This window comes from Streptococcus sp. HMSC064H09 (assembly GCF_001812625.1).
In the GTDB taxonomy this organism is placed as follows: Bacteria; Bacillota; Bacilli; order Lactobacillales; family Streptococcaceae; genus Streptococcus.
Genome location: NZ_KV809620.1, coordinates 1 through 21,865 on the forward strand (window position 1 = coordinate 1; position 21,865 = coordinate 21,865).

Here is a 21,865-nt window from a genome sequence, read left to right on the forward strand (position 1 = left end):
ATTTTTTCTGTCTAACTTTTGGGGTGCAGTTCAGCTGACTTGGGTGTTTTTTGATTTTTAAAAGTTATTATACAGCTATTCATTGATTATGCGCTAAACATAATATTCTACAATTTAAAAATTTCAAATACCTTAGCTAAAACTTGTCTGTATTTCATAGTACTTTTCTATAACCATCCTTACCCACACTATATATAGAGGGTAAATGTTTATTTTTTGTTATTAATACCTATATATAGTGTTTTTTTGATATATAGAGAGAGATTTCTTCCTAAACCACTATATCTAGTGTTTTGTACAAAAAACAAACACAAGATATTGTATTTAATTAGGGTATTTTGCTTGATTTTTTTCTATAAAAATAATAGAATAAACACTGTCAAGGAAAGTTTTGAGCGCAAAAAAAAAGGACTGTCTCCACAATCCCTTATGCTCGAATGATTGTAGTCTCCATAAATTCAATCACCCAATTCCCAATTAGTATTCTACACTTTTATATCATAGAATGCAATAGATTGATTTGCTAAAAATTTAATTTGATGATATGAAGTAGATTTTCCAAAATTGAATTTTACTGATTACAGTCTTCCTTAATTTAACGAAAGGTGGACAACATATGTATTATGTAATCGTCATTTTACTACTGGTGTACTTAATCAAGAGTTGTTAAAGTAAGCTTAGTAAGCAAACAAAAAAGACTTGTTAAGTCTTTTTTGTTTTGCCCTGTTTTTCGTATTACCTAATAGTTACCATTAATTAACAGAACTCTCCAATGAACTTCGTAACCATTAACAATATTTAATCACTTCTTCTTATCTATCTTGATAACCCTATAATAGCCAGTTATATTCCTCCTCAAATACACTCACAACTTCGTGTAGTCCTTCTAGCGTTGATATTATATCAAAGTCCTTCTCTCTAGAGTTCCTCTCAAAAGAATACACTGATAGATTGAATAGCACTTCTTCAAACACACTTAATCCATTTTGTAAATATCTACTCATACTTACTATGGTAAAGCTTTCCTCTTTTAAGTGGTGTTCATTTAATGCTTCCTCTAAAACAGACTTTAATAACTTATAATCAATTTCTAGACTTTTAAAGAGTCCTTCTTCTCCCAATTTTAAATATATACTATCTGTAGAAAAACAATCTTTTGAAGGCTGCATTGTTTGAAACGTAGACAAGCTCCAAAACTGTTGATAGAACCTTTTTACATATTTTTCTGAATTGTCTTCATTCAAAGATATCAAATTTGAAAAATAATTTCTTGTCTGATTCCTAACAACTTCTTTAGGTCTCATAGTCTTCTCAATATCTCTTAGCCATAGCTTAAACGATATTTCATCCATATCGTATTGATTAATAAATGTTGACGCAATTGCAAGTAACGAAGTGCTTTCTAATATATCACCAAGATACTTCGCATTTCCCTCATTGTAAGTAAAATCAAATAAATCTTGATATCCATAGTCAATCATTTCAGCATAATCATAGAGCTTACCTACATTATTTTGTTCGAACCTCGTGAAGAATTTTTCGATTGCTTTGATCTCTTCTCTTTTTATTTCATTGAATAGCCACGGAATAAAATCATTTCCCTTATTAAAGCAGTTATATACCTTTTTTAGAAGAAGAATACAGTCTCTAAACAACAATCTCAAACTTAGATCTAACTCTTCGTTCTTATATAAAATAAGATAACCATCATCTCTAATTATTTGGTTTAATTTTTTATTAAATCCTAACACTTTCAAAAATTTTTTTAGGGTAGTAAAATACTTCTCTTTAAACTCATTAATTTCCATAACTAAACGTGGTGATTTTAAGAAATAACTATCAAAATTAATGCTTCCTGGCGAATACAAATATAACGGATCCTCAACCTTCCCAAATAAATTAGCAATTTTATTATGATTTTCATTTGTAGGATAATCCAACCCTTTTTTCCATCTTGAAATTTGAGCTTCACTTACTCCCAATATATTTGCCAAATTTTTCTGTACAGAATATCTTCTATTTTGATTTCGACTGATCAACCCCAAAACAATTAGATTATCAAAGATCTCTCTATGTTGATAATCGACTAACCATCTTTTACTACCTTGAATATTATCATAATCCAATATATAGTTTTGAGCCTTTTCGTTTAAATAATCAATAAATATTGAAAAATTTATACAAAACTTATATTTTCTTTCTCCAATAAGTTCAGAATCTATATGGGAAAAAGTCCCTCTCTTAGAAAGAACAGATTCGATATGGTTTTGTAAAACAAACACTATTTCTCTCAATTCTGCATCTTTCCTAACTATATTCTCCTGGAAATAATTAAAATCTTGTAAATAACATAAAAAATTGCATAATGGCTTTACATGAATTTTTGATCTCCCTTTTTTCCAATTTGTGATAGTATTTACCGATATACCCATTTCACTAGCAATTTGCTTACTTGTTATTTTATATCTTTTCTTCAAGATTAATAGGAATTGTTTAAATTTTAAACTAAATTGTTCATTCATATAAATATAATATCACTAAAATCACAAAAATAAAAAAACACTTAATTAGACTATAGTCTAATTTGTTAACATTTCTATTGATATGAAATATCAATAATATATATGTCCTACCTGATGCGCATCAAATGGACGGATTGAAACTCAAACATAGACTCATTTAATTGTCTCAATCTATGTAAAAAGTTTCACCGTTTTATTTGGTGTGCTTTTTCATACCTTTATCGGTCAAGCTCTACTAGTTTCTTTCCGTCCCTGGACGCAAAGGAAAGAAAAATGACTTACTCAAACGTAATTAAAAAACTCTACACTAAATTATTAGGGAAAGCTATTAAACAAAAAATGACAGATTTAAAAATCTTACAGAATCAAATTGCATATGACTACTCAGCTGATGATATCGAACTTCTTTCAGAAACAACTGTTGGTCAAATTATCAAGGGAAAAAGAAATCTTAGTTTCAATGCCTCGCTTGCCTTCCAAGTCTCTCTTAATTACAAAACACCAAAAGAATTGTTTTTCCCAAGCCAAGACTTTGAATTACAACTAATCGAAGCCATTATTATGACGGTTATAACAGATTCTTGTTTTGAGCAAACTATACTAAAGAAAACTCTAGTAAATAAACTCAATGGACAAATAAACCACTCAACTATATCTAAATTCATAAACATCTATCGAAAGCCATTATTACAATCATTGTCTCAATTTATTCCGGAATTTCCTGAAGAAGAAACTTCCTACCAAATCGCCGAAAAATTAACTGATTGGCTTTCAGAATTAGCGTGTCTTATATCATAACATCCATTATAAACTATCAAAAATTATGACAGTTTATCTAATTCAATTATTATAGACTATATTTGTTCTTAGCTAAGACAAAAATAACTATATAGAGGTAACACAAATGAAAACACGTAACAGAAAAACTGGCTACTCAGCCAACACTGCAAATGAATACATTGATAACAAACAGGCCATTTACTGCCTAAGTACTGAACTAGAACCACAGGTTAGATTTGAAGATAACCAACCAACTGGCGAGATAATCGCTTATAAGGCTTGGTTCACCCAGAAAGGACTCCCCCCTTTCACCGTGAAATTTGAATCTGAGGTAACACTTCCTTCCTACTTGAATATCGTTACCCTTGACAATCTTATGGCTTGCGAAGTTGGCTTCAATGTTTATTTTAAAGCAGACGGAATCACGGAGGTTAAGTAATGACAAAACGAGAACTAGAACAATACCTTCTCCAGAGTCTTAACATGGGGCTCGGTACTCTAATGCAAGGTGAGACAAGCTACACTAACAGTTTTGACTGCAAAATTATGGACGAAGGTTTTCTATTTCTTCCTCGCTTGCCTGCTGGCTATATTATCGACGATGAACTCTACCAAAAAATCTTCCTAATTGCTAATGCATCACTGTACCCACGATACACGCTATTAAAGCAAAACTCCGCTTATTTTATGGCTTTGGATACTGAAGATATTCATGTTCAACGTGGCTTATTTTTTCCTTGGAAAGTCGGAATATCTGAGCGTCTTATCATCTCTGATTTAGATGATTTTGCCAAAAAACATAATGGTGATATTATCCCAATCATGAAAAATTTGACACTCGATTACAATAAGGTTACTTCAATAGCTATTGCTGGAAACAGTGGCTCAGGAAAATCATATGCTCTTACTTATTTTCTCAGTCATCTAAAACAAATTTCCGAACTAATTATTATTGATCCAAAATTTGACACACCTTCACGCTGGGCAAGAGAGAATAATATAGCTATTATTCACCCTCAAAAGAATAGGTCTAAATCAGATTTTGTTTCTGAAATTAATGAAAATCTAAGTGCTAGTCTTAATATTATTCAACAAAGACAAGAAATATTATTTGATAATCCCAAACATCAATTTGAACATTTAACCATCGTCATTGATGAAGTGTTGGCATTATCTGAGGGAGTCAATAAAACTATCAAGGAGTCCTTCTTCTCTCTTCTATCTCAAATTGCTTTGCTTGGACGAGCCACAAAAATTCACTTATTTTTAGTTAGCCAGCGATTCGATCATAATTCAATCCCAATTTCTGTGCGAGAACAGCTAAATGTTCTAATTCAAATTGGTAATATTAACAAAAAAACCACTCAATTTTTGTTTCCTGACCTTGATCCGGAAGGGATTGTCATACCGATAGGAAATGGAACCGGACTAATTCAAATCATTGATAACGAACATCCATATCAAGTTCTGCCACTACTCTGTCCAACATATTACACTAAAAAAGGAATTCTATAGTTATGAAAAAAACATTCTTTCAAAAGTCCTATAACATTATCTCAAACCTCTCTCTTATTGGTCTAATAGGTATCATCTTTTACTTATTTTTAAGGATGCTTCATCAAGTTATTGAGTTATACGAACTACCACATTACAGTGATAAATTTATTCTCATTAATGAAAAGATAGAAATGGTTAAACAAATCATCTTTGTAATCTCAATTTCAATCTTAACCATTACGTTGACCCTACTTATCATCGAACTAAGTCATAGAATCGTCAAAGATTCCCCATGGAATTATTTCAAGTCAGTTTATCAAACCATACGTATTCGTCAGTTTCTAAAACAAGATGAACTCTCAGAGACTATTACATTCAATGAAAACCAGACTGTTACACGATTAAATCCCATCTTAAGAGAATTTAATCAATCTGTTTCTAAATGTAGCATAGACATTCATAGTGACGAAATAACAGTTTTCATGAAGATTCCAAGAACCCAACAATCACAAAAACTCTTAAAAGATATGGAAGAGCATATCAAGGAAGAAATTTCTAGTTATAATCCAAACTATTATTTTTCTACACCGGTAAGAGAGAGAAATAGTCTTTGGTTCAAAGGAACTAAAAGATAATAAAAAGGCGGTGCTGGGCTCACGTAGTGGAAGCCAATAGCATCGCCTTTTTAATAAAGAATCTTATCATGTAATGGGGCTACTACGACCCCCATTACATCAATAATCAATAATCATAAACTACCAAAATCAATTCTCCTAAAAGATAAGATATAAAGAAATGAGGTAATTGACTATGGCGAAAGAAAAACGGTCTAATAAATGGGCTTTTCTCCTCTATCAAGAAAGTGCACCTAAAAATTATATAGATATCCTTGAAAACTTGCATATTCCTTTTGTACTAAGCCCCTGGCATGATAAGGATATTAATAAAGAAACAGGTGAGTTCAAGAAGTCTCATAAACACGGTGCACTATTCTTCGACTCACTTAAAAGCTACTCACAAGTATCGGAATTATTAACAGAAAATCTTAATACACCTGCTCACGTGGAAATCGTTATGTCCCCTAAAGGATTGTATGATTATTTTATTCATGCCGAAAACCCTGAAAAAACACTGTATAACATCGAAGATGTAGAATCTGGATGTGGTTTTGAATTGGATAAATTTCTCATTAGCAATAACAACGATGAATTATTCTCAACTATTATTGATATCATTGAAGAATACAATTTTACTGAATTTAACAACCTTGTGAAATATGCGCGTGATGAAAATCCAACTCTCCTAGGATTAATTATCAATAAAACTTACTTTTTTGCTAAGTATCTTGACTCACGTCGCTACTCTGGAATTGGAAAATTGGAGGAACAATATGGAAAATAATGAAGTATCAAAACTAATTAAGATTGAACAACTGCTAAACTGCTTGCTCTCTATAATCAAAGATCAGCAAAATAACCACGGTCTTGTTACTCAAAAAGAATTGTTAGCAATCCTTCATGTATCTCCAAATACACTTAAATCATGGGAAAATACGGGGCTAAAAAGATTAGAACCACCGATTGAAGGAACACGTACAGTCTACTATAAAATGGATGACGTAATAAAATATTTAACTCCTTAATCTCAACATTGTGCTAAAATAAAACTATCACATAAAATATTTGTGAGGTTGTTATTTTAGCCTTTTGTATATCCGAATAAAAGAAGGCTAATATGCAAAAAGAAATTATCATTCATAATAATAAAAAAGTAACTAAAACAACAAAAAATAACGGTTCAATCAGTTTTACTCAACGTGGGGTATATATAGGAATTGATATAAAATCTGGAAAAAAAGTTACTGCTTCTATTACCGCGAAAACTTTAAGAAGTCTTGACCGAAAAATAATTCAGGCTAGACTTGATTTTGAAGCCAAAGGTTCTACCTTAAAAGAGACTTTTGTAATCAATAATTTTGAAGATCTAGCAGAAGCATGGTTTACAAGCTTTACAACATGGGTATCCTCTCAAAACACCATCAATCGTGTCAGAGGCTATCTTGACACCTACATTATTCCAAAATTTGGAGAATATAAACCTGAAGCAATCAAATCAGCTGATATTCAGTTATGGATTAATAAGCTTGCACAACAATCAAAAAAATCTGTTGAATCTGGCGTAAAAAAATCTAAAAAAGGTCATGCCAAGGATTTTGGAGCGGTTGTCTATAAATTGAGAGATATCTTTGATTTTGGTATCACTAATTTTGAACTCTCGGTTAATCCAGCGAGAACTATTAAAATCCCACCTAAACCAAAACCTCCCAAAGAACGAATTATGGTGCTTCATGAAGAAGATTTAACTACTTGGTTACATTTTCTGGATAACTTAGCTGATACTAGGGCTAACAGACGATTCAAAGTAATATGTGATACTCTCCTAGCTTCTGCTCTTCGGATAAGTGAACTCCTCGCTCTCACTATTCAAGATCTTGACTTTGATACCAATGAAATAATCGTCAATAAAACTCTGATGTGGAAGAGAGGAAGCAAGAAGTTAGGAATTAAAGGTGAGGTTATTTGTAAACATAGTGCTAAAACAGACTCAGGAAATCGTCGAGTTGCTGTTCCTAAACAGACTTTGAAAGATTTACAAGCATTTCACAATGAGATGAATCTTTATTTTGATAAACACAGCTTGCCTAAAACAGATTTGATATTCCCAACAATCTACGGAAATTATATGTGCGATAGAAATGAGCGTACCACACTGAAAAAGCGTCTTACTAGTCTAGGTTTACCAAATTATGGATTTCATCTTTTCCGCCATACACACGCTTCTTTAATGCTGAATGCAGGTGCTAACTGGAAAGAGCTACAAGCAAGGATGGGCCAGAAATCAATTAAGACAACTATGGATACATATGCTGAGCTTGCCCCTAAAATGAAATCAGAAGCTGTTGAAATCTATCTTAGGGAAATTTCCAAACTTACATCTTAATAAGATGACTACATTTTTGACTACATTTTCTGTTGAAGAATAACAAAACGTTGATATTACAGCGTTTATAGCATGCTAAAATAACAATACCAAACCTTTTACTGAGGTAAAATAATTGAATTAAAAACCATGAAAATAAGATTTTCATGGTTTTTCTATTACTCAAAGAGGATCTCCTATGACAAAAATAGAAACATTTAGATGGCGTATGTGGCATGTTTATCTCCTTATTTTTATCACTATTCTACTTACAGGTACATTCGTTCGCCATGGTTATAGAATTCAAGCCGCTTATTCCTTAGACGATAGACTTTACGACTATACTAACAAAAAAGTTACTGTAACATCCTTTCAAAACGTCAAAATTGGAAACTTTAACGTTTTAGGTGTTAAGTTTGAAAATGAAAAAGCACTGGAGAGAGGTCAATTAGCCGTCGGTCGAACCTATCTAGCCTTCCAAGAATCAAGGTATAAAATATCAAAACACAGGAAGGACTCTAAAAATTATGATATTATTCACTTTTATCAGCTTGGTAAAGACACTGGAAAAGGACACACTATTAATGTACTAGACCTTGCTAAGAAACTAGGATATGATAATCCCGGTTCCATGGATAATACCATGTACTCAGATGGTAAGGATGAGTTTGTGAAATTTTCATCCTATGATAACGAAAGAGTATTCTATGTCAATTTACGCACCCATGAGGCAACTAAAACCAAACCAGAAAGAGTCAGTCGATACCACGGATTTGCTAAACCTTACCGCTATCTCCTTTCAAAGGATAATTTTTCTATAGGTTATAAAGATGATCCCCTCACTATCAACTCCATGCCCCTTATCTGGACCAAAGAAAGAAATTTTGCTGATTACAAAAATCAAGATGACAACAAATACAGTGACCAATCGCTCAAAAAAAGATTTAGCTTAATCATCGTAACAACTGACTCACTTAATCTGGATGATGCTATTAAACTGCAAAAAGAGTTAACACCAGATAAGGAGGATATCTATTGGTATTTTACAAGCACTAACACAACTACTGGGCGCCTCGAGGAAGTTAAAAGTCAAAAAGATTACAACCTACTAGTTAAGGAGAGTCAGAACTAAGATGGTTAAAAATAGCTTCAAATACTTTAAAATTACTATGCCCTTGATTTTATTGTTGACCATGATTGCTATCTTTTTCTATTACAATGCTCAAGAAAATATTAAAGGTTTTTATAAAACTCGTGGATTTCAAGGAAAGATACAAATAACTGGTATCGGATGGGCAGATAAAATTACTTATCGTATGAATGAAGAAGATGAGGTTAAACATTACCTGATTTTCCATATTGATTATCAAGAGACTATTAATAACAAAACAGCACATGTAAAGACTCAACTGCCTCTCCATATTCAAGATTTACTCTATCCTTACATTGCCAGCCCAACAGAAAGCGACTCAGATTTTAATCGCCAAAATAGTGAATATAAGATTTTACCTGATGAAAGGGAATATTGGGACGATTTTGTTAAAAAGTCTATTAAAATCAACCCTAGAAATCAGAAATTCATCAATGATATCTCTGAAGCTCTAAGCACCGAGAAAGATTTAAAAAATATTATTGTTCAAATAGAACCTGTACCATACACGACGCTCTATACTTATGAAAGGGGACATTCTAAAGCACTAGGTGGCTATTATGATTTTTCACTTAAAGATGCTCTACGAAGCAAAAAACTTACTGTTCAATTGAGTTTTCCTTCTGGTTCCACGACTAAAGAAATTGACTTACATTCGCAATTAGAACAGGTACTTAAAAACTCTGAACTACCAGATGGATGGTATATCTTAAATCAAAATAACGACTTTCCAAAAGAGGTACATATTGATGGCAATCAAATTAGAATTAACTGAAGAAAAAACTCAGAGAGAATTATCTGAGGAAGAATGGGCTTTCCCTATTTGGAGATGGGCGGCTTTCTCACTATTTGACACCCTAATCCTAGTTAGTCCCTTGACAAGAGAATTGATTTATCCGGGGGGGAGTGATTCTCGTTTTTACCTAGGTAAATCATTGGGTAACTTGATGCTAGATGATACACAACGCTTCATCTTTATTATTATCATTCTAACTCTGTTACTACCTGCTTTTGCCTTAATCATAGAAAGCCTATTATTTTCAAAAGGATATCCTCTACTTTCAATAATATGTAGCTGTCTAATTTTTGTTAGTGCAACAGTCCTATTTGTCTATAGTCTCAGTATTGTCCCAGATTTTTGGAGCTTTACTATTTATAGTTATATGCTTTACCTTCTCTTCAACATAGGTAACTCCCTAAGAAAGATCAATAGAATCATCAATCTTAGGCAGAATAACACCAAAGCATAACAGCCTGTATCCACCTCCCCTTCTTTTTAGCATAGGAATGACACAAACGAAACAAAAAGTCATTGTCCACTCTGAATTTGACCACCTAGCTAAAAGCTTCGATATTAATTTTGAAAATCATTTTAGGAATACTCTAGACTCATGTCCCAGAAATAAATTTCACTCCTTTGGTACCAAATTAACAATTTAAATAATAGTAAAAAGATCAACATATTACCGTTGATCTTTTATTTTTACTCTAAGCCTTTTAAAATATCTGTAAATCTATGTGTAAACATAGCTGTCATCCCCCATATATTCTCTGTCAAGTTCCTGTAAAAAGGAATATGACGTTCACTGTACCCAAAATTATATTTTTCTCTATTTTTTACCAAGAAAAATGGGAAACCTTTCGCATCACTCAAAGTAGAAGTGACTTTGTAATAAACCGGATCTTCTGTCAACAACGTGTCAACACAAACTGTAAACAACCGTTTCACCTCTTCATTTGGATGAATATGCTCCCAATTTTCTATATTTATCTTTCCAACAAAGCAATGGATGGTTCTCCCCTGATGAATCAGATAATCAAGCTCTCCCCAAATGTCAATTTGATCAGGAACTAGGTTTAATTCTTCACAAGTTTCTCGTATAGCAGCTTCCTGAAAAGTCTCACCATTTTCGACACGCCCACCAGGAAAAGAGACCTCACCTGGTTGAGAAATATGCTCACTTCGTACTTGGTAAAGAATTTGATACTTATCAGTTTTTACATCATATATCAGGGGTAAAAGCACCGCATAGCGTCTTTTCTCCCCTAGTGGCTTCGGCTCGTAACGAGCTAGTTTATCTTTAATAGTCATAAGAACTCCTTGACTTCATATTATCATAAAAAAGAAGATATCCATATTATATAAAATTTTTATATATAAAATGTTGACATATATTTCTAAAAGAGATACACTCTATATGTAAAATAATTATATATATTTTTTATACATATCCTAGAAGCAAAGGAGCACACTATGTATTTTCCAACATCATCAATACTGATAGAGTTCTTAATATTAGCTATTATCGATAGAGAAGACTCTTATGGCTATGAGATTAGTCAAACAATAAAGCTTGCGGCTAATATTAAGGAGTCAACACTTTATCCTATTCTAAAAAAGCTTGAAAAAGCAGGCTATATGACCACCTATAGCCAAGCGTATCAAGGGCGTAAACGTAAATATTACAGTATTACCCAAGAGGGAAAAGAGCAACTTCAATTTCTTAATGAAGAATGGTTAACCTATAAAGAAACTCTGGACGGTATTCTAGAAGGGAGATTAAGACATGACAAAGACTGAATATATAGCCAAATTAACAAAATATCTACGAAAATTACCACAACAGGACTACGAAGAAGCTATAGAATATTTCATGGAATATTTTGAAGAGGCTGGACCTGAGAATGAAGCTCGGGTTATTGCAGAACTGGGTACACCTAAGGAAGCCGCACATGAAGTCATTAGTCGTCTTCTAGAAGAAAAGATTGTTGAGGACAAGAGCAGCTTACGCAATAAAACAACTATCCTTTGGATTGCGATTCTAGCTGTTTTAGCCAGTCCAGTCGCCTTACCAATTCTACTATTCTTCTTAGCTATGATAGTGACACTTCTTATGATTATTTTCGCAGTTATAGTGACTGCCTTAGCTCTTACTTTTGCTTTACTCATTAGTGGTGTTTACACTTTCTTTACAAGCTTCTCTCTCTTAAGTGTTTCACTAGCTTCAACACTGTTTGGAGGAGGTCTAGGTCTATTGATGTTTGGAGGAGCACTCTTACTACTTTTGATTTCGTTTGAAATCTGTAAACTTATTGTAAAGCTAATTACCCTATTGATTAAATGGCTCATCAAGAAAGGAAGAAAATCATGAAAACTTGGAAAAAGATCATCCTCGGAGTGTCCCTTATCTCTCTATTTTTAGGAGGAGGATTCGTAGCTTGGGGTTATAGCCAAGGTGGCTTAACAGATTTACAAAATCAAACTATAAGTGAGCAAGATTATGTCAAGAAAGAAGTTGAGGACTTCAATAAAATTGATATTAAAAGTAGTAGCTACAATGTGCTTATAAAAAATGGTGATGTTGACAAAGCAACGCTTTCTTACTACCAAAAAACAAAAAATCCAATTGACACATCTGTAAAGGATGGTCAATTGACTATCAATGATAGCAACTCTGAATTAGATTCAACTTCTAACAAACATATTAACTTTTTCGGATTAAAAGATTTAGTGATGCTTTCTACTCTCAACGAGGAAGTCAGAAAGAAAACCATTATCATTACACTCCCTAAAAAACAAACGATTGATTTTTTAAAGGTTGATTTAGCAACTGGAAATCTAGATTTAAGTAATAGCACCATCAAACAAGCAGATATCAATCTAAATGTAGGGGACCTAACTTTCACTAAAATGATTGTCAGCAACCTAAAAGCTAACCTTGATGTTGGTAGTGTTGATAGTAATCATACACTTTTTACTAACTCAGATTTATCTATTGCAATGGGAGATTACTCTGGAGATAACCTAATTTTCAATGGTCACAATAAACTTGATGTTACATCTGGTGATATTGAACTAGCTCTTAAAGATTACACGCTCAATGTTCAAGCCGATAGTCATTCAGGAGAGGTAGACATCACAAATAACCTTAAAATCTCAAAGGATAACTCACTAACCATTACCTCAGACCTCGGTGATATAACTGTTGAATAACATAAAAAGCCAGCTCACATTAGAGCTGGCCTTTAGTTTATTCATTTTCAGACTTTGGTCTATAAATAATAATACCTACAACTACAAAAATAAGTAAGAAAATGAATAACATACGTACTTGATCTGAGATCTGTCCTGTCATTGAAATAGTTTGACGAAGACCTGATACCGAGTAGGACATTGGTAAGAATGGTTGGACGACCTTAAAAAACTTAGGACTAAGTTCAATTGGATAAGTTCCTGCACTAGAACCTAACTGCAAAAGGAGTATAATCATGGAAGCAAATGCACCATATCTATCATCCCAACCCACAAGGGCTGTAACCAGCGCCATTAAAGTACATGCTGCAAGGAGAATCATACCAAATGTAGCTAATGGATGATTTGGTTCAACTCCCACAAATCGAATGGCAATATAAAGCGCAATAGCAGCCATAGTTGTAATAATACCATTGATAAGTAACTTATTCTTAGCCCAATCAAAACGGCCCGTAAATTTTCTTCCTGTCAAGCTCTTAGCAAAGATAACATTAGTTGAAAGAGCGACAACCATAAGAGAAACAGAAATCATATATGGAGCCATTCCCACACCATTAGTGTCAACCTTATCCTTATCAGTTTTCTTCTCTTTGAGCGGAGCACTCACCATTTTTGCATTGTCTGAGTTTACAGAAACAAGAGAGAGTTGCTGATTAGCTTTGTTTAATGAATCAGATAATGTAGAAAGGTTAGTTGACAGACTTGTCAAACCATTTGTTAAGGTGTTTCCTCCAGTTGCTAATTGTTGAGCACCTGCATTGAGAGCACTTGTACCACTTTGAAGAGTAGAAAAACCAGTCATTAAACTACTACTGTTAGCATCTAGAGTTTGAGCGCCATTAGCAATTGTTGACACAGCACCAGTATAAGTTGACAAACCAGTTGAAAGTGCGCTTGCACCTGTTGCTAGAGTACTTTGAGCGGTTGACACACCTGAAGCCACTTGAATTGCTCCTGGTGATAATTGATTGACAAGTACCGAATTGACATTAGCAATATTAGCTTGCATTGATGATACCGTTGATGAAGCTACAGGAAGAAGAGCATTCGCCGAACTTGCAATGCCTGAAATAGATGTTTGTAGAGAAGCTAAACTGCTTGAATCTCCGCTACTAGTTGTTGTCGTACCTGTCAAGCTAGATAAGGCCGTTGACATGCTTGACACTTCTGATGCAATAGTTGAAGCGTAACTACTAGCCGTAGATCCTGCGTTACTAATTGCCGATGTAATCTCTGCTTGTTGATCTGCCGTCAAGGTTTGATAAGCAGCTGTTCCTTGTACCGCAGCCAAATCGTTCGCTTTGTCAGTGGCACTAGCTGTAGCTATAGAACTAGCCGCAGAAGAAATATTTGAAAGATAAGTCGCTATCGAACTTGTATCTACTGATGTTGTTGATGTTCCACTAGGTAATGATGTGTTACTTACCGCTGTATTGAGATTTTGAATTGCTGTATTTAAATCGGTTAAATTAGTTGACAAGGTTGACAACTGTGCTTGCTGTTCTTCAGATAAACTTGTTGCCGTAGCCATTTGACTGAGTGCAGTTGACAAAGAATCTGCACCAGTAACTAAGGTACTCATAGCATCTGCTCCTGAAACAAATTGACCTGCAGCAGAATTAACAGCCTCAGAGTTAGCGTTTAACTGTGACAAAGCACCTGACAAAGTTGACACACCTGAAGTATAGGCAGATGCACCTGAACTCAAGGTATCAACACCTGTAGCCAATGTCTGTGTAGAACCAGCAAGAGTTCCTAGACCACTTGATAAAGTCTGACTCCCAGACTGAAGTGCGCCTGCACCTGCGTATAATTGACTAGCTCCATTCGCCGCAGTTCCCATACCACCCTGTAATTGAGTCATACTCTTAAAGACAGCTCCAACATAAGTTGACGTAATATTTTTAGAAACGGTATCCTTTAACTTAGACATGGCAGAATCGCTCATTTTTGAAGAAACGAAGCTATGCCCTGCTGTTGTCTGATAAGAAATTTCAAGTTTCTTAGGATCATTTGTCAAAAGACTTGCTGCATTACTTGAGAGATTTTCTGGAAAAGTGATTACCATATAGTAGTCACCATCATCAATTCCTTTTTTGGCTTCATTTTCAGTCACAAAATGATAGTCTAGATTTTTATTTTTAGACATATTGTCTACCATATCATGACCAATATTTAGAGTTTTATTCTGGAAACTAGCACTCTTATCTTTGTTCACTACGGCTACTGGCATATGCTTTACATTTCCATAAGGATCCCACATAGAAGATAAAAAGATTAGATTATATAAAGCGGGTATCAATGAGACACCAATAATAGTTATCCAGAGCTTTGGACTTTTAAGAAGCGCCTTTAATTCTGCTAACATATTTCTCCTTTTTAGACATTGTGTTTATTTTTATGATATAATCAATTATAAACTCATTTACATGAAAATCAATGTTAAATAATTAGTTTTTGGACACATAGTCTAAGAGTGTATAAAAGGAGATTTGTATGTCAAAAGATCAAAGGCGAGCTCAAACTAAAAAAGCTCTTTTAGATGCTTTAGTAATATGCTTAAAAGACCAAGATTTCAATGATATTACTACCATTCGTCTGGTTCAAACAGCTGGGATTAGCCGTTCGAGTTTTTATACCCACTACAAAGATAAGTATGAAATGATTGATAGTTATCAGAAAGAGCTTTTCCATAAACTAGAGTATATCTTCGATAAATACGAAGGAAAGAAAGAGGGAGCCTTCCTCGAAATCTTTGAATTTCTTACTCGTGAAAAGCTCCTATCAGCTCTATTGTCTACCAATGGATCAAAAGAAATTCAAGATTTTCTGATACATAAACTTCAGCGTATGATAGCTGAGGACTTCATTGTCCCTACTGCTGAAGAAAGATCTCTAAAAGGATTTGAGAAAGACTATACCAGTATTTATTTTGCGCACGCTATTTTTGGTGCTTGTCAAGCCTGGATAAATAAAGGAAAAAAAGAATCCCCCCGAGAAATGACAGATTTTCTTCTACGATTTATTCCACAATAAAACAACTTCAAAAGCATAAAAAGCTGCAAACCATTTCAACAGTTAAAGCAGCTTTTTCTTTTACAATAAAATCCTTAAAATAAGGAAATGATAAGTGAAAGTAAGGTCAAGATTGCGGGTCCACCTTGCGTTAAAATAATTTTCTTATTTGCAGTTATAGCACCATAAATAGCAGCAAAGAAAACATTGAGTACAAAAACAGTTACAAGTAGCTGACTACTTGTGAAAATCCCATACAAGAGGAATACAGCAATCAAACCATTGTAAATCCCTTGATTTTTAAATAAGTTTGTAACAGAATCACGTTGAAGTTCTTCTTTACTCATATTGAAAACATGACTAGTCGTGTCTGAATGTGTCGCAAAAGTTTCCAAATACATGATATAGAGATGCTCCAAAGCAACAATCCCAGCTAAGATTAGTGTAATAATAGACATAGTAGCCTCCTTCTTAAATAACTTTGACAGTATATCAAAAGTAAACTTTTAAAACAACATGTATGCTTCATACAATTTGAAATATGGTAAAATAAAGAATGAAAGAGAGGTTCTTATGACAAAGACAGAAGTAATCCAACGTCTCCAAAAAGATTTGGGAATTCCTAGATTTCAGGCTTATATAGAGGATAAAGATTACTCCGAAGAGGAGTACGACCAACTAAAAAAAGATTTTGAAAGCTACTTCACCAACTACGTTTCAAACGTTTCAGCAGATTTTGAAGGCGGATTGGATAATAAATAATTTATACCTCAAAATCATCTATCATCATGTTACGAATCCCTTAGTCACTTGTATCAGACTAGGGGTCTTTTTAATATTCGAAAACAAAAAAGCCCATAACAACGGGCTTTTCGATACAATAATCTTAAAATTAAAGCATTTTGTTGTAGAATTCAACGACAAGTGCTTCGTTGATTTCTGGGTTGATTTCATCACGTTCTGGAAGACGTGTCAATGAACCTTCAAGTTTTTCAGCATCGAATGATACAAATGCTGGACGTCCGATAGTAGCTTCTACTGCTTCAAGGATAGCAGGAACTTTAGCTGATTTTTCACGAACTGAGATTACTTGACCAACTTCAACGCGGTATGAAGGGATATCAACACGTTTACCATCAACAAGGATATGACCGTGGTTTACGAATTGGCGTGCTTGACGACGAGTAGTTGCAAGACCAAGACGGTAAACAACGTTGTCAAGACGACGTTCCAAAAGAACCATAAAGTTGAAACCAAGTGTTCCACCTTTAACTTTAGTAGCTTGTACGAACAAGTTACGGAATTGTTTTTCACCCAAACCGTATGAGAAACGAAGTTTTTGTTTCTCAGCCAATTGCAAACCGTATTCTGAAAGTTTTGAACGGTTGTTTGGACCGTGTTGACCTGGTACGTAGTTACGACGTGCCAATTCTTTACCTGTGCCTGTAAGTGAGAAACCAAGGCGACGTGATTGTTTCCATGATGGACCTGTATAACGTGACATTAATAATGTCCTCCTATAAAAAATATTTTTAGGAAATAACGTTTTAGATAAACCTGATTCGTTCAGAAAGACTTCGCCCAAACAGCAAAGGTTACTTTTCTAGCCGACTTCCTGTTGACGAGCTTCATTTTATCCTGCTATTATTTCACATACCTAAACATTTTACCACGAAAAAAAGCCCAAGTAAAGGCTTTTTCTTATTTATTTTCGATTTCAGCTTGTTCCTCATGACTCAAATAACGAATGAGAGTCTTCTCAGTCAAAATATCTGAATAAGTGTAAGATTCAACATAACTATTATTAATAGCTCCTGCTTGGGAACTGAAGTCTTGATATTCAACAATAAACAATGATGGATAAACTTCTGTCAATCGACCAATTTTATTCTTTTCACGTTTACGCCCATTCTCTAGGGTCAATTCTACTAGCTGACCTTCATGTGACTTAATAGCTTCCTTGATGTTTTTCATCTTAGCAACATCTGCAAATGCATCACTCATATATATATCTCCTTAAATCTGAAAATTATGATTCCTCAAACTGAGCAATCGATGAAAATTTATTGTATTCTTTTTGGAATAGTAACTTGACTGTTCCACGCGCACCAGCACGGTTTTTTTCTAGGATAACTTCGATGGTATTATCTTCAATCGCATTTTCTGGTTCTTCACCCTCTTTTCGATAGTAATCATCACGATACAAGAAGGCGACAATATCGGCATCCTGCTCGATAGATCCTGACTCACGGATATCAGATAATACTGGACGTTTGTCCTGACGTTGTTCAACCCCACGAGATAACTGACTCAAGGCAATTACAGGAACTTTGAGCTCCTTGGCCAGGATTTTTAACTGTCTTGAAATATCTGAAACCTCTTGTTGGCGATTTTCTGGTCGTGTACCTGTAATCAACTGCAAGTAGTCAATCACAATGAGACCAAGACCACCCTCTACTTCTTGTGACAATTTACGGGACCGTGCACGAATCTCAGTAATCTTTATACCAGGGGTATCATCTATGTAAATAGGTGCCTCAGCCAGTGCTCCTTGAGCAATCATAACATTATTCCAATCTTGCTCTGTCAATTGACCTGTACGTAAAGCATGAGAATCAATCATCCCTTCAGCTGCCAACATACGATCAACCAAGCTTTCTGCACCCATCTCTAATGAAAAGACTGCAACAGCTTTATTTTGCTTGGTGCCAACATTCTGAGCAATGTTCAACACAAAGGCTGTTTTACCAACTGCGGGGCGAGCTGCTAAAATAATTAATTGATCAGGGTGTAAACCTGTTGTAATCTTGTCAAGGTCACGGAAACCTGTTGGTAATCCAGTAACATCTGATGTTTGCTGGGAACGCATCTCCAAGGTATTAAAATTGACGTCAAGAACTTCAGATATTTTACGGAAACCACTACGATTACTATGCTCTGAAACATCAACCAAGGCTTTCTCAGCATTCGCAATAATTTCATCAGATTCCGTTGCGCCCTCATATGCTTGGTTGACAGTCTCTGTCAGCCTATTTATAATACGTCGAAGCATGGCTTTCTCAGCCACAATCTTAGCATAGTACTCAGCATTTGCGGATGTTGGGACACTATTGACCAAATCTACAAGATAAGAAATACCCCCTATATTTTGGAGGTCATCTTGGTCATCTAAAATGGTACGTACTGTCGTGGCATCAATGGCATCATTTCGATCCGACAGCGTTACCATTGCTTTAAAAATGACACGATGGGAATACTTGTAAAAGTCGTCTGCTTCGATAAATTCTCGAACTGTAATCAACTTTTCCGGGTTAATGAGAATAGCCCCTAGAACAGACTGTTCCGCTACTAAATCATGAGGTTGTACTCGTAATTCTTGAGCCTCTGCCACAATTATTCCCTCCTTTACAAGATTTACTTATAGTGTCAACGAATTACTCAGCACTATTTTTTATGTTAAGTTTAATTTGTGCGCTCACTTCTTTATGAAGCTTTACAGGAACCTCAATCAGACCAATCGCACGAATAGGATGTTCAAGTTCAATATGACGTTTATCAACTTTTATACCAAATTGTTTTTGAAGTCCTTCTGCAATCTTTTTGGCTGTAATTGAACCAAAAGTACGTCCGTCTGGTCCGACCTTCTCAGTAAATTGAAGACGATTTTCTTCTTTTTCAAGTTGCTCTTTAACTTGCTTCGCTTCAGCCAACAACTCTGCTGCATGTTTTTCTTCAGATTTTTGCTTGCCTTTCAACTCACCGATAGCTTGGTTTGTCGCTTCCTTAGCAAGATTCTTTTTAATCAAGAAGTTTTGAGCATAACCTGATGGTACTTCTTTAATTTCGCCTTTTTTACCTTTACCTTTAACGTCTTGTAAGAAAATAACTTTCATTTTAGTCCTCCTTGGGAGCCAACTCTCCCATAATAGTTTCAATCAATTTATTTTTTGCTTGAGCAACACTACAGTCTCGCAATTGGCAGGCAGCTAAGTTGAAATGGCCACCACCACCCATTTTCTCCATAATACGTTGTACATTAATCGTTTTATGACTTCGAGCAGAGATATTCACAGTAGAATCGCTTGTCCTAGCGACAACAAAAGTTGCTTCGATACCTGCCATGGAAAGCATCGTATCTGCTGCCTTAGAAATCACAACATTATTATAACATTTAGGATTATCACCTGAGGCAACAATGATATCATCTGTAATACGTTCACCTGCTAGAATTAACTCATTGATTCGTCGATATTCTTCAAAATCAGTAGCAGAGATTGTTTGGATTTCTCCACTATCACTTCCTAAACTACGTAGATAAGAGGCGACATCAAAGGTTCTACTAGTCACACGAGTTGAGAAATTTTTAGTATCCAGCATGATACCTGCCATAAGGATAGAGGCTTGGATTTTACTCAAACGTTCTGGGGCACCTTGGAATTGCAACAACTCCGTAACCAATTCACAGGCTGAGCTTGCCCCACTTTCAATAAAGGTCAAAACAGCATTTTCAGGAAAATCGTCATCTCGACGGTGATGATCTACCACAATAACTTCATTAAATCGATTATAAAAATCCTTAGACAAAGTTAAATTGATTTTAGAATGGTCAACCATAATTAGTAATGAATGTTGGTTGACTAACTCTTCAGCCTCTGAAAGTGTAATAAGAGGTGATTGACCATCTTCTTTTAAGCGTTCGACCGCACGCTCAATATCTGCATTCATAGCCGTATCATCGTAAACAGCATAGCTTTTTCGAACAATTTGACTAGCAAAATGAGCCATACCGACAGTGGCCCCTAGAGCATCCATATCGAGATTCTTATGTCCGACAACAAACACTTTTTCGACTGTTTTCAACTTATCTGAGATTGCAGTCATCATAGCCCTTGTTCTTGTACGAGAACGTTTTACTGTTGAGACAGATCCTCCTCCAAAATAAAGAAGTTCCTTGTGATCATCGTTTTCCTTGACAACAGCTTGATCTCCACCGCGAACTAGTGCGATGTTCAGATTCTGCAAGGCAACCTGACCGATTTGATCATGCTTAAGCGTACCGAACGAAATTCCCATGCTCAAAGTCAGTGGTAAACCACGCTCTTGAGCCTGCTGACGAAAGTCATCCAAGACAGAAAACTTTTGATCCATGAATTCTGTCAAGACACTGTAATTGGTGAAGAAGTAAAAACGATCGCCTTCAATACGTCGATAATGAATATGCTTAGCCTTAGCAAACTCAGAAATAAACCCTGCCACGAATGTGTTAATTTTTGAAACATCGGCATCGGGTAAACTTCCTGTCACATCGTCGTAGTTATCAACTGAAATAATACCGATAACAGGACGAGTCATATTTGGATCAGCATTTTCATCTTGATCATAAACATTGTCAATAAAATATGTCAACTTATTGTCAAAATCCACAAAAGCGGCATATTTATTGTCACCAACGGTTATCACATTCGAAGGCGAACCTTTTCGTTTCTGGGAAATAAAATCCGCAATCAACTGTTTATTGAAATTTCCATTTTCATCCGAAAGTACTAGCTTCGCATAGGGGTTGAACCATTCAATATGATCGTTCTCATCAAAAGTAATAACCCCAACAGGCATCTTTCCGAGAAGGGTCTTCAAAGAATCTTCAACATCCTGATTCAGTTCATCTAATTGCTCTATTTCTAAGGACTCATATGTTGTCTTTTGGTAATGCAATAAGGCAACAACTACTACCATAATAATAAAAAGCGCAAAAATGAGGGCAGACTCCGATTTTAGTACGCGAACAAAAATAGTAGCAATTCCAAAAAGAATTAACCCAATCATTATAAGATGAATCGTTGCAAAGTGAAATCTTTTCATATAAAACCTCTTAATCCAACAATTATAACA

At 34.8% G+C, this 21,865-nt stretch carries 24 protein-coding genes; 15 read left to right on the top strand and 9 right to left on the bottom strand.

Annotated elements, in window-relative coordinates:
- Positions 1 to 830 precede the first annotated feature (830 nt).
- Positions 831 to 2,522, bottom strand: coding sequence for a helix-turn-helix transcriptional regulator (locus HMPREF2867_RS08615; protein ID WP_070577096.1), 1,692 nt, complete (start codon positions 2,520 to 2,522; stop codon positions 831 to 833).
- A 273-nt stretch (positions 2,523 to 2,795) separates the two neighbouring features.
- On the opposite strand from HMPREF2867_RS08615, the gene HMPREF2867_RS08620 reads away from it, so the two are divergent.
- The 10 genes from HMPREF2867_RS08620 to HMPREF2867_RS08665 all read left to right on the top strand — a co-directional run bounded on the left by HMPREF2867_RS08620 (position 2,796) and on the right by HMPREF2867_RS08665 (position 10,178).
- Positions 2,796 to 3,320 (top strand): hypothetical protein, encoded by a 525-nt coding sequence (locus HMPREF2867_RS08620; RefSeq protein WP_070577097.1) that lies wholly within the window; start codon positions 2,796 to 2,798, stop codon positions 3,318 to 3,320.
- A 106-nt stretch (positions 3,321 to 3,426) separates the two neighbouring features.
- Positions 3,427 to 3,741: a hypothetical protein gene (locus HMPREF2867_RS08625; RefSeq protein WP_070577099.1), complete on the top strand. Its 315-nt coding sequence runs from the start codon at positions 3,427 to 3,429 to the stop codon at positions 3,739 to 3,741.
- Positions 3,741 to 4,817, top strand: a complete 1,077-nt coding sequence (locus HMPREF2867_RS08630) for an AAA family ATPase (protein ID WP_070577101.1) — start codon at positions 3,741 to 3,743, stop codon at positions 4,815 to 4,817. Before HMPREF2867_RS08625 ends, HMPREF2867_RS08630 begins: the two co-directional genes overlap by 1 nt.
- 2 nt (positions 4,818 to 4,819) lie before the next feature.
- Complete coding sequence (locus HMPREF2867_RS08635; RefSeq protein WP_070577103.1) at positions 4,820 to 5,434, top strand: hypothetical protein; 615 nt, start codon at positions 4,820 to 4,822, stop codon at positions 5,432 to 5,434.
- Positions 5,435 to 5,609: 175 nt separating this feature from the next.
- On the top strand, positions 5,610 to 6,200 hold the full coding sequence (locus HMPREF2867_RS08640; RefSeq protein WP_070577105.1) for a replication protein: 591 nt from the start codon (positions 5,610 to 5,612) through the stop codon (positions 6,198 to 6,200).
- Positions 6,190 to 6,441 carry a MerR family transcriptional regulator gene (locus HMPREF2867_RS08645; protein WP_070577107.1) on the top strand — a complete coding sequence of 84 codons (252 nt, stop codon included), beginning with the start codon at positions 6,190 to 6,192 and terminating at the stop codon, positions 6,439 to 6,441. Before HMPREF2867_RS08640 ends, HMPREF2867_RS08645 begins: the two co-directional genes overlap by 11 nt.
- Before the next feature lie 92 nt (positions 6,442 to 6,533).
- A complete protein-coding gene (locus HMPREF2867_RS08650) occupies positions 6,534 to 7,799 on the top strand; it encodes a tyrosine-type recombinase/integrase (RefSeq protein ID WP_070577109.1) in 1,266 nt (421 codons plus the stop codon).
- Between the two features lie 178 nt (positions 7,800 to 7,977).
- Complete coding sequence (locus HMPREF2867_RS08655) at positions 7,978 to 8,910, top strand: hypothetical protein (RefSeq protein WP_070577111.1); 933 nt, start codon at positions 7,978 to 7,980, stop codon at positions 8,908 to 8,910.
- A gap of 1 nt (position 8,911) precedes the next feature.
- The gene (locus tag HMPREF2867_RS08660; protein ID WP_070577113.1) at positions 8,912 to 9,703 is read left to right on the top strand and encodes a hypothetical protein; all 792 of its coding nucleotides are present in this window, start codon (positions 8,912 to 8,914) and stop codon (positions 9,701 to 9,703) included.
- Positions 9,678 to 10,178, top strand: coding sequence for a hypothetical protein (locus tag HMPREF2867_RS08665; RefSeq protein ID WP_037599346.1), 501 nt, complete (start codon positions 9,678 to 9,680; stop codon positions 10,176 to 10,178). The genes HMPREF2867_RS08660 and HMPREF2867_RS08665 overlap by 26 nt, the downstream gene beginning before the upstream one ends.
- 233 nt (positions 10,179 to 10,411) lie before the next feature.
- Here HMPREF2867_RS08665 and HMPREF2867_RS08670 read toward each other — a convergent pair whose 3' ends face one another.
- Positions 10,412 to 11,020, bottom strand: a complete 609-nt coding sequence (locus HMPREF2867_RS08670; RefSeq protein ID WP_037599348.1) for an NUDIX hydrolase — start codon at positions 11,018 to 11,020, stop codon at positions 10,412 to 10,414.
- Between the two features lie 162 nt (positions 11,021 to 11,182).
- Between HMPREF2867_RS08670 and HMPREF2867_RS08675 the strand changes: the two genes are divergently transcribed.
- The 3 genes from HMPREF2867_RS08675 to HMPREF2867_RS08685 are packed head-to-tail and all read left to right on the top strand — an operon-like array spanning position 11,183 to position 12,922.
- On the top strand, positions 11,183 to 11,509 hold the full coding sequence (locus HMPREF2867_RS08675; protein WP_037599350.1) for a PadR family transcriptional regulator: 327 nt from the start codon (positions 11,183 to 11,185) through the stop codon (positions 11,507 to 11,509).
- Entirely contained in the window at positions 11,496 to 12,080 is a 585-nt protein-coding gene (locus HMPREF2867_RS08680; protein ID WP_037599351.1) for a DUF1700 domain-containing protein, read from the top strand. Before HMPREF2867_RS08675 ends, HMPREF2867_RS08680 begins: the two co-directional genes overlap by 14 nt.
- On the top strand, positions 12,077 to 12,922 hold the full coding sequence (locus HMPREF2867_RS08685; protein ID WP_080611657.1) for a DUF4097 family beta strand repeat-containing protein: 846 nt from the start codon (positions 12,077 to 12,079) through the stop codon (positions 12,920 to 12,922). Before HMPREF2867_RS08680 ends, HMPREF2867_RS08685 begins: the two co-directional genes overlap by 4 nt.
- A gap of 37 nt (positions 12,923 to 12,959) precedes the next feature.
- Here HMPREF2867_RS08685 and HMPREF2867_RS08690 read toward each other — a convergent pair whose 3' ends face one another.
- Positions 12,960 to 15,329 carry a YhgE/Pip domain-containing protein gene (locus HMPREF2867_RS08690; RefSeq protein WP_070577117.1) on the bottom strand — a complete coding sequence of 790 codons (2,370 nt, stop codon included), beginning with the start codon at positions 15,327 to 15,329 and terminating at the stop codon, positions 12,960 to 12,962.
- 128 nt (positions 15,330 to 15,457) lie between these two features.
- On the opposite strand from HMPREF2867_RS08690, the gene HMPREF2867_RS08695 reads away from it, so the two are divergent.
- Positions 15,458 to 15,997 (top strand): TetR/AcrR family transcriptional regulator, encoded by a 540-nt coding sequence (locus HMPREF2867_RS08695; protein WP_070577119.1) that lies wholly within the window; start codon positions 15,458 to 15,460, stop codon positions 15,995 to 15,997.
- A 74-nt stretch (positions 15,998 to 16,071) separates the two neighbouring features.
- Here the strand turns inward: HMPREF2867_RS08695 and HMPREF2867_RS08700 are convergent, their stop codons facing one another.
- Positions 16,072 to 16,434, bottom strand: a complete 363-nt coding sequence (locus tag HMPREF2867_RS08700; protein ID WP_070577121.1) for a DUF1304 domain-containing protein — start codon at positions 16,432 to 16,434, stop codon at positions 16,072 to 16,074.
- A 115-nt stretch (positions 16,435 to 16,549) separates the two neighbouring features.
- Between HMPREF2867_RS08700 and HMPREF2867_RS08705 the strand changes: the two genes are divergently transcribed.
- Complete coding sequence (locus tag HMPREF2867_RS08705) at positions 16,550 to 16,738, top strand: hypothetical protein (protein ID WP_003095232.1); 189 nt, start codon at positions 16,550 to 16,552, stop codon at positions 16,736 to 16,738.
- Between the two features lie 130 nt (positions 16,739 to 16,868).
- Here HMPREF2867_RS08705 and rpsD read toward each other — a convergent pair whose 3' ends face one another.
- From rpsD to HMPREF2867_RS08730, 5 genes are all read right to left on the bottom strand, one after another.
- On the bottom strand, positions 16,869 to 17,480 hold the full coding sequence (gene rpsD / locus HMPREF2867_RS08710) for a 30S ribosomal protein S4 (protein ID WP_002885833.1): 612 nt from the start codon (positions 17,478 to 17,480) through the stop codon (positions 16,869 to 16,871).
- Positions 17,481 to 17,677: 197 nt separating this feature from the next.
- A complete protein-coding gene (locus tag HMPREF2867_RS08715; RefSeq protein WP_070577122.1) occupies positions 17,678 to 17,980 on the bottom strand; it encodes a Veg family protein in 303 nt (100 codons plus the stop codon).
- Positions 17,981 to 18,005: 25 nt separating this feature from the next.
- On the bottom strand, positions 18,006 to 19,367 hold the full coding sequence (dnaB, locus tag HMPREF2867_RS08720; RefSeq protein WP_002892156.1) for a replicative DNA helicase: 1,362 nt from the start codon (positions 19,365 to 19,367) through the stop codon (positions 18,006 to 18,008).
- A 43-nt stretch (positions 19,368 to 19,410) separates the two neighbouring features.
- Positions 19,411 to 19,869: a 50S ribosomal protein L9 gene (gene rplI / locus HMPREF2867_RS08725; RefSeq protein ID WP_002885729.1), complete on the bottom strand. Its 459-nt coding sequence runs from the start codon at positions 19,867 to 19,869 to the stop codon at positions 19,411 to 19,413.
- A 1-nt stretch (position 19,870) separates the two neighbouring features.
- Positions 19,871 to 21,835 (bottom strand): DHH family phosphoesterase, encoded by a 1,965-nt coding sequence (locus tag HMPREF2867_RS08730; protein ID WP_070577125.1) that lies wholly within the window; start codon positions 21,833 to 21,835, stop codon positions 19,871 to 19,873.
- Positions 21,836 to 21,865: the final 30 nt, after the last annotated feature.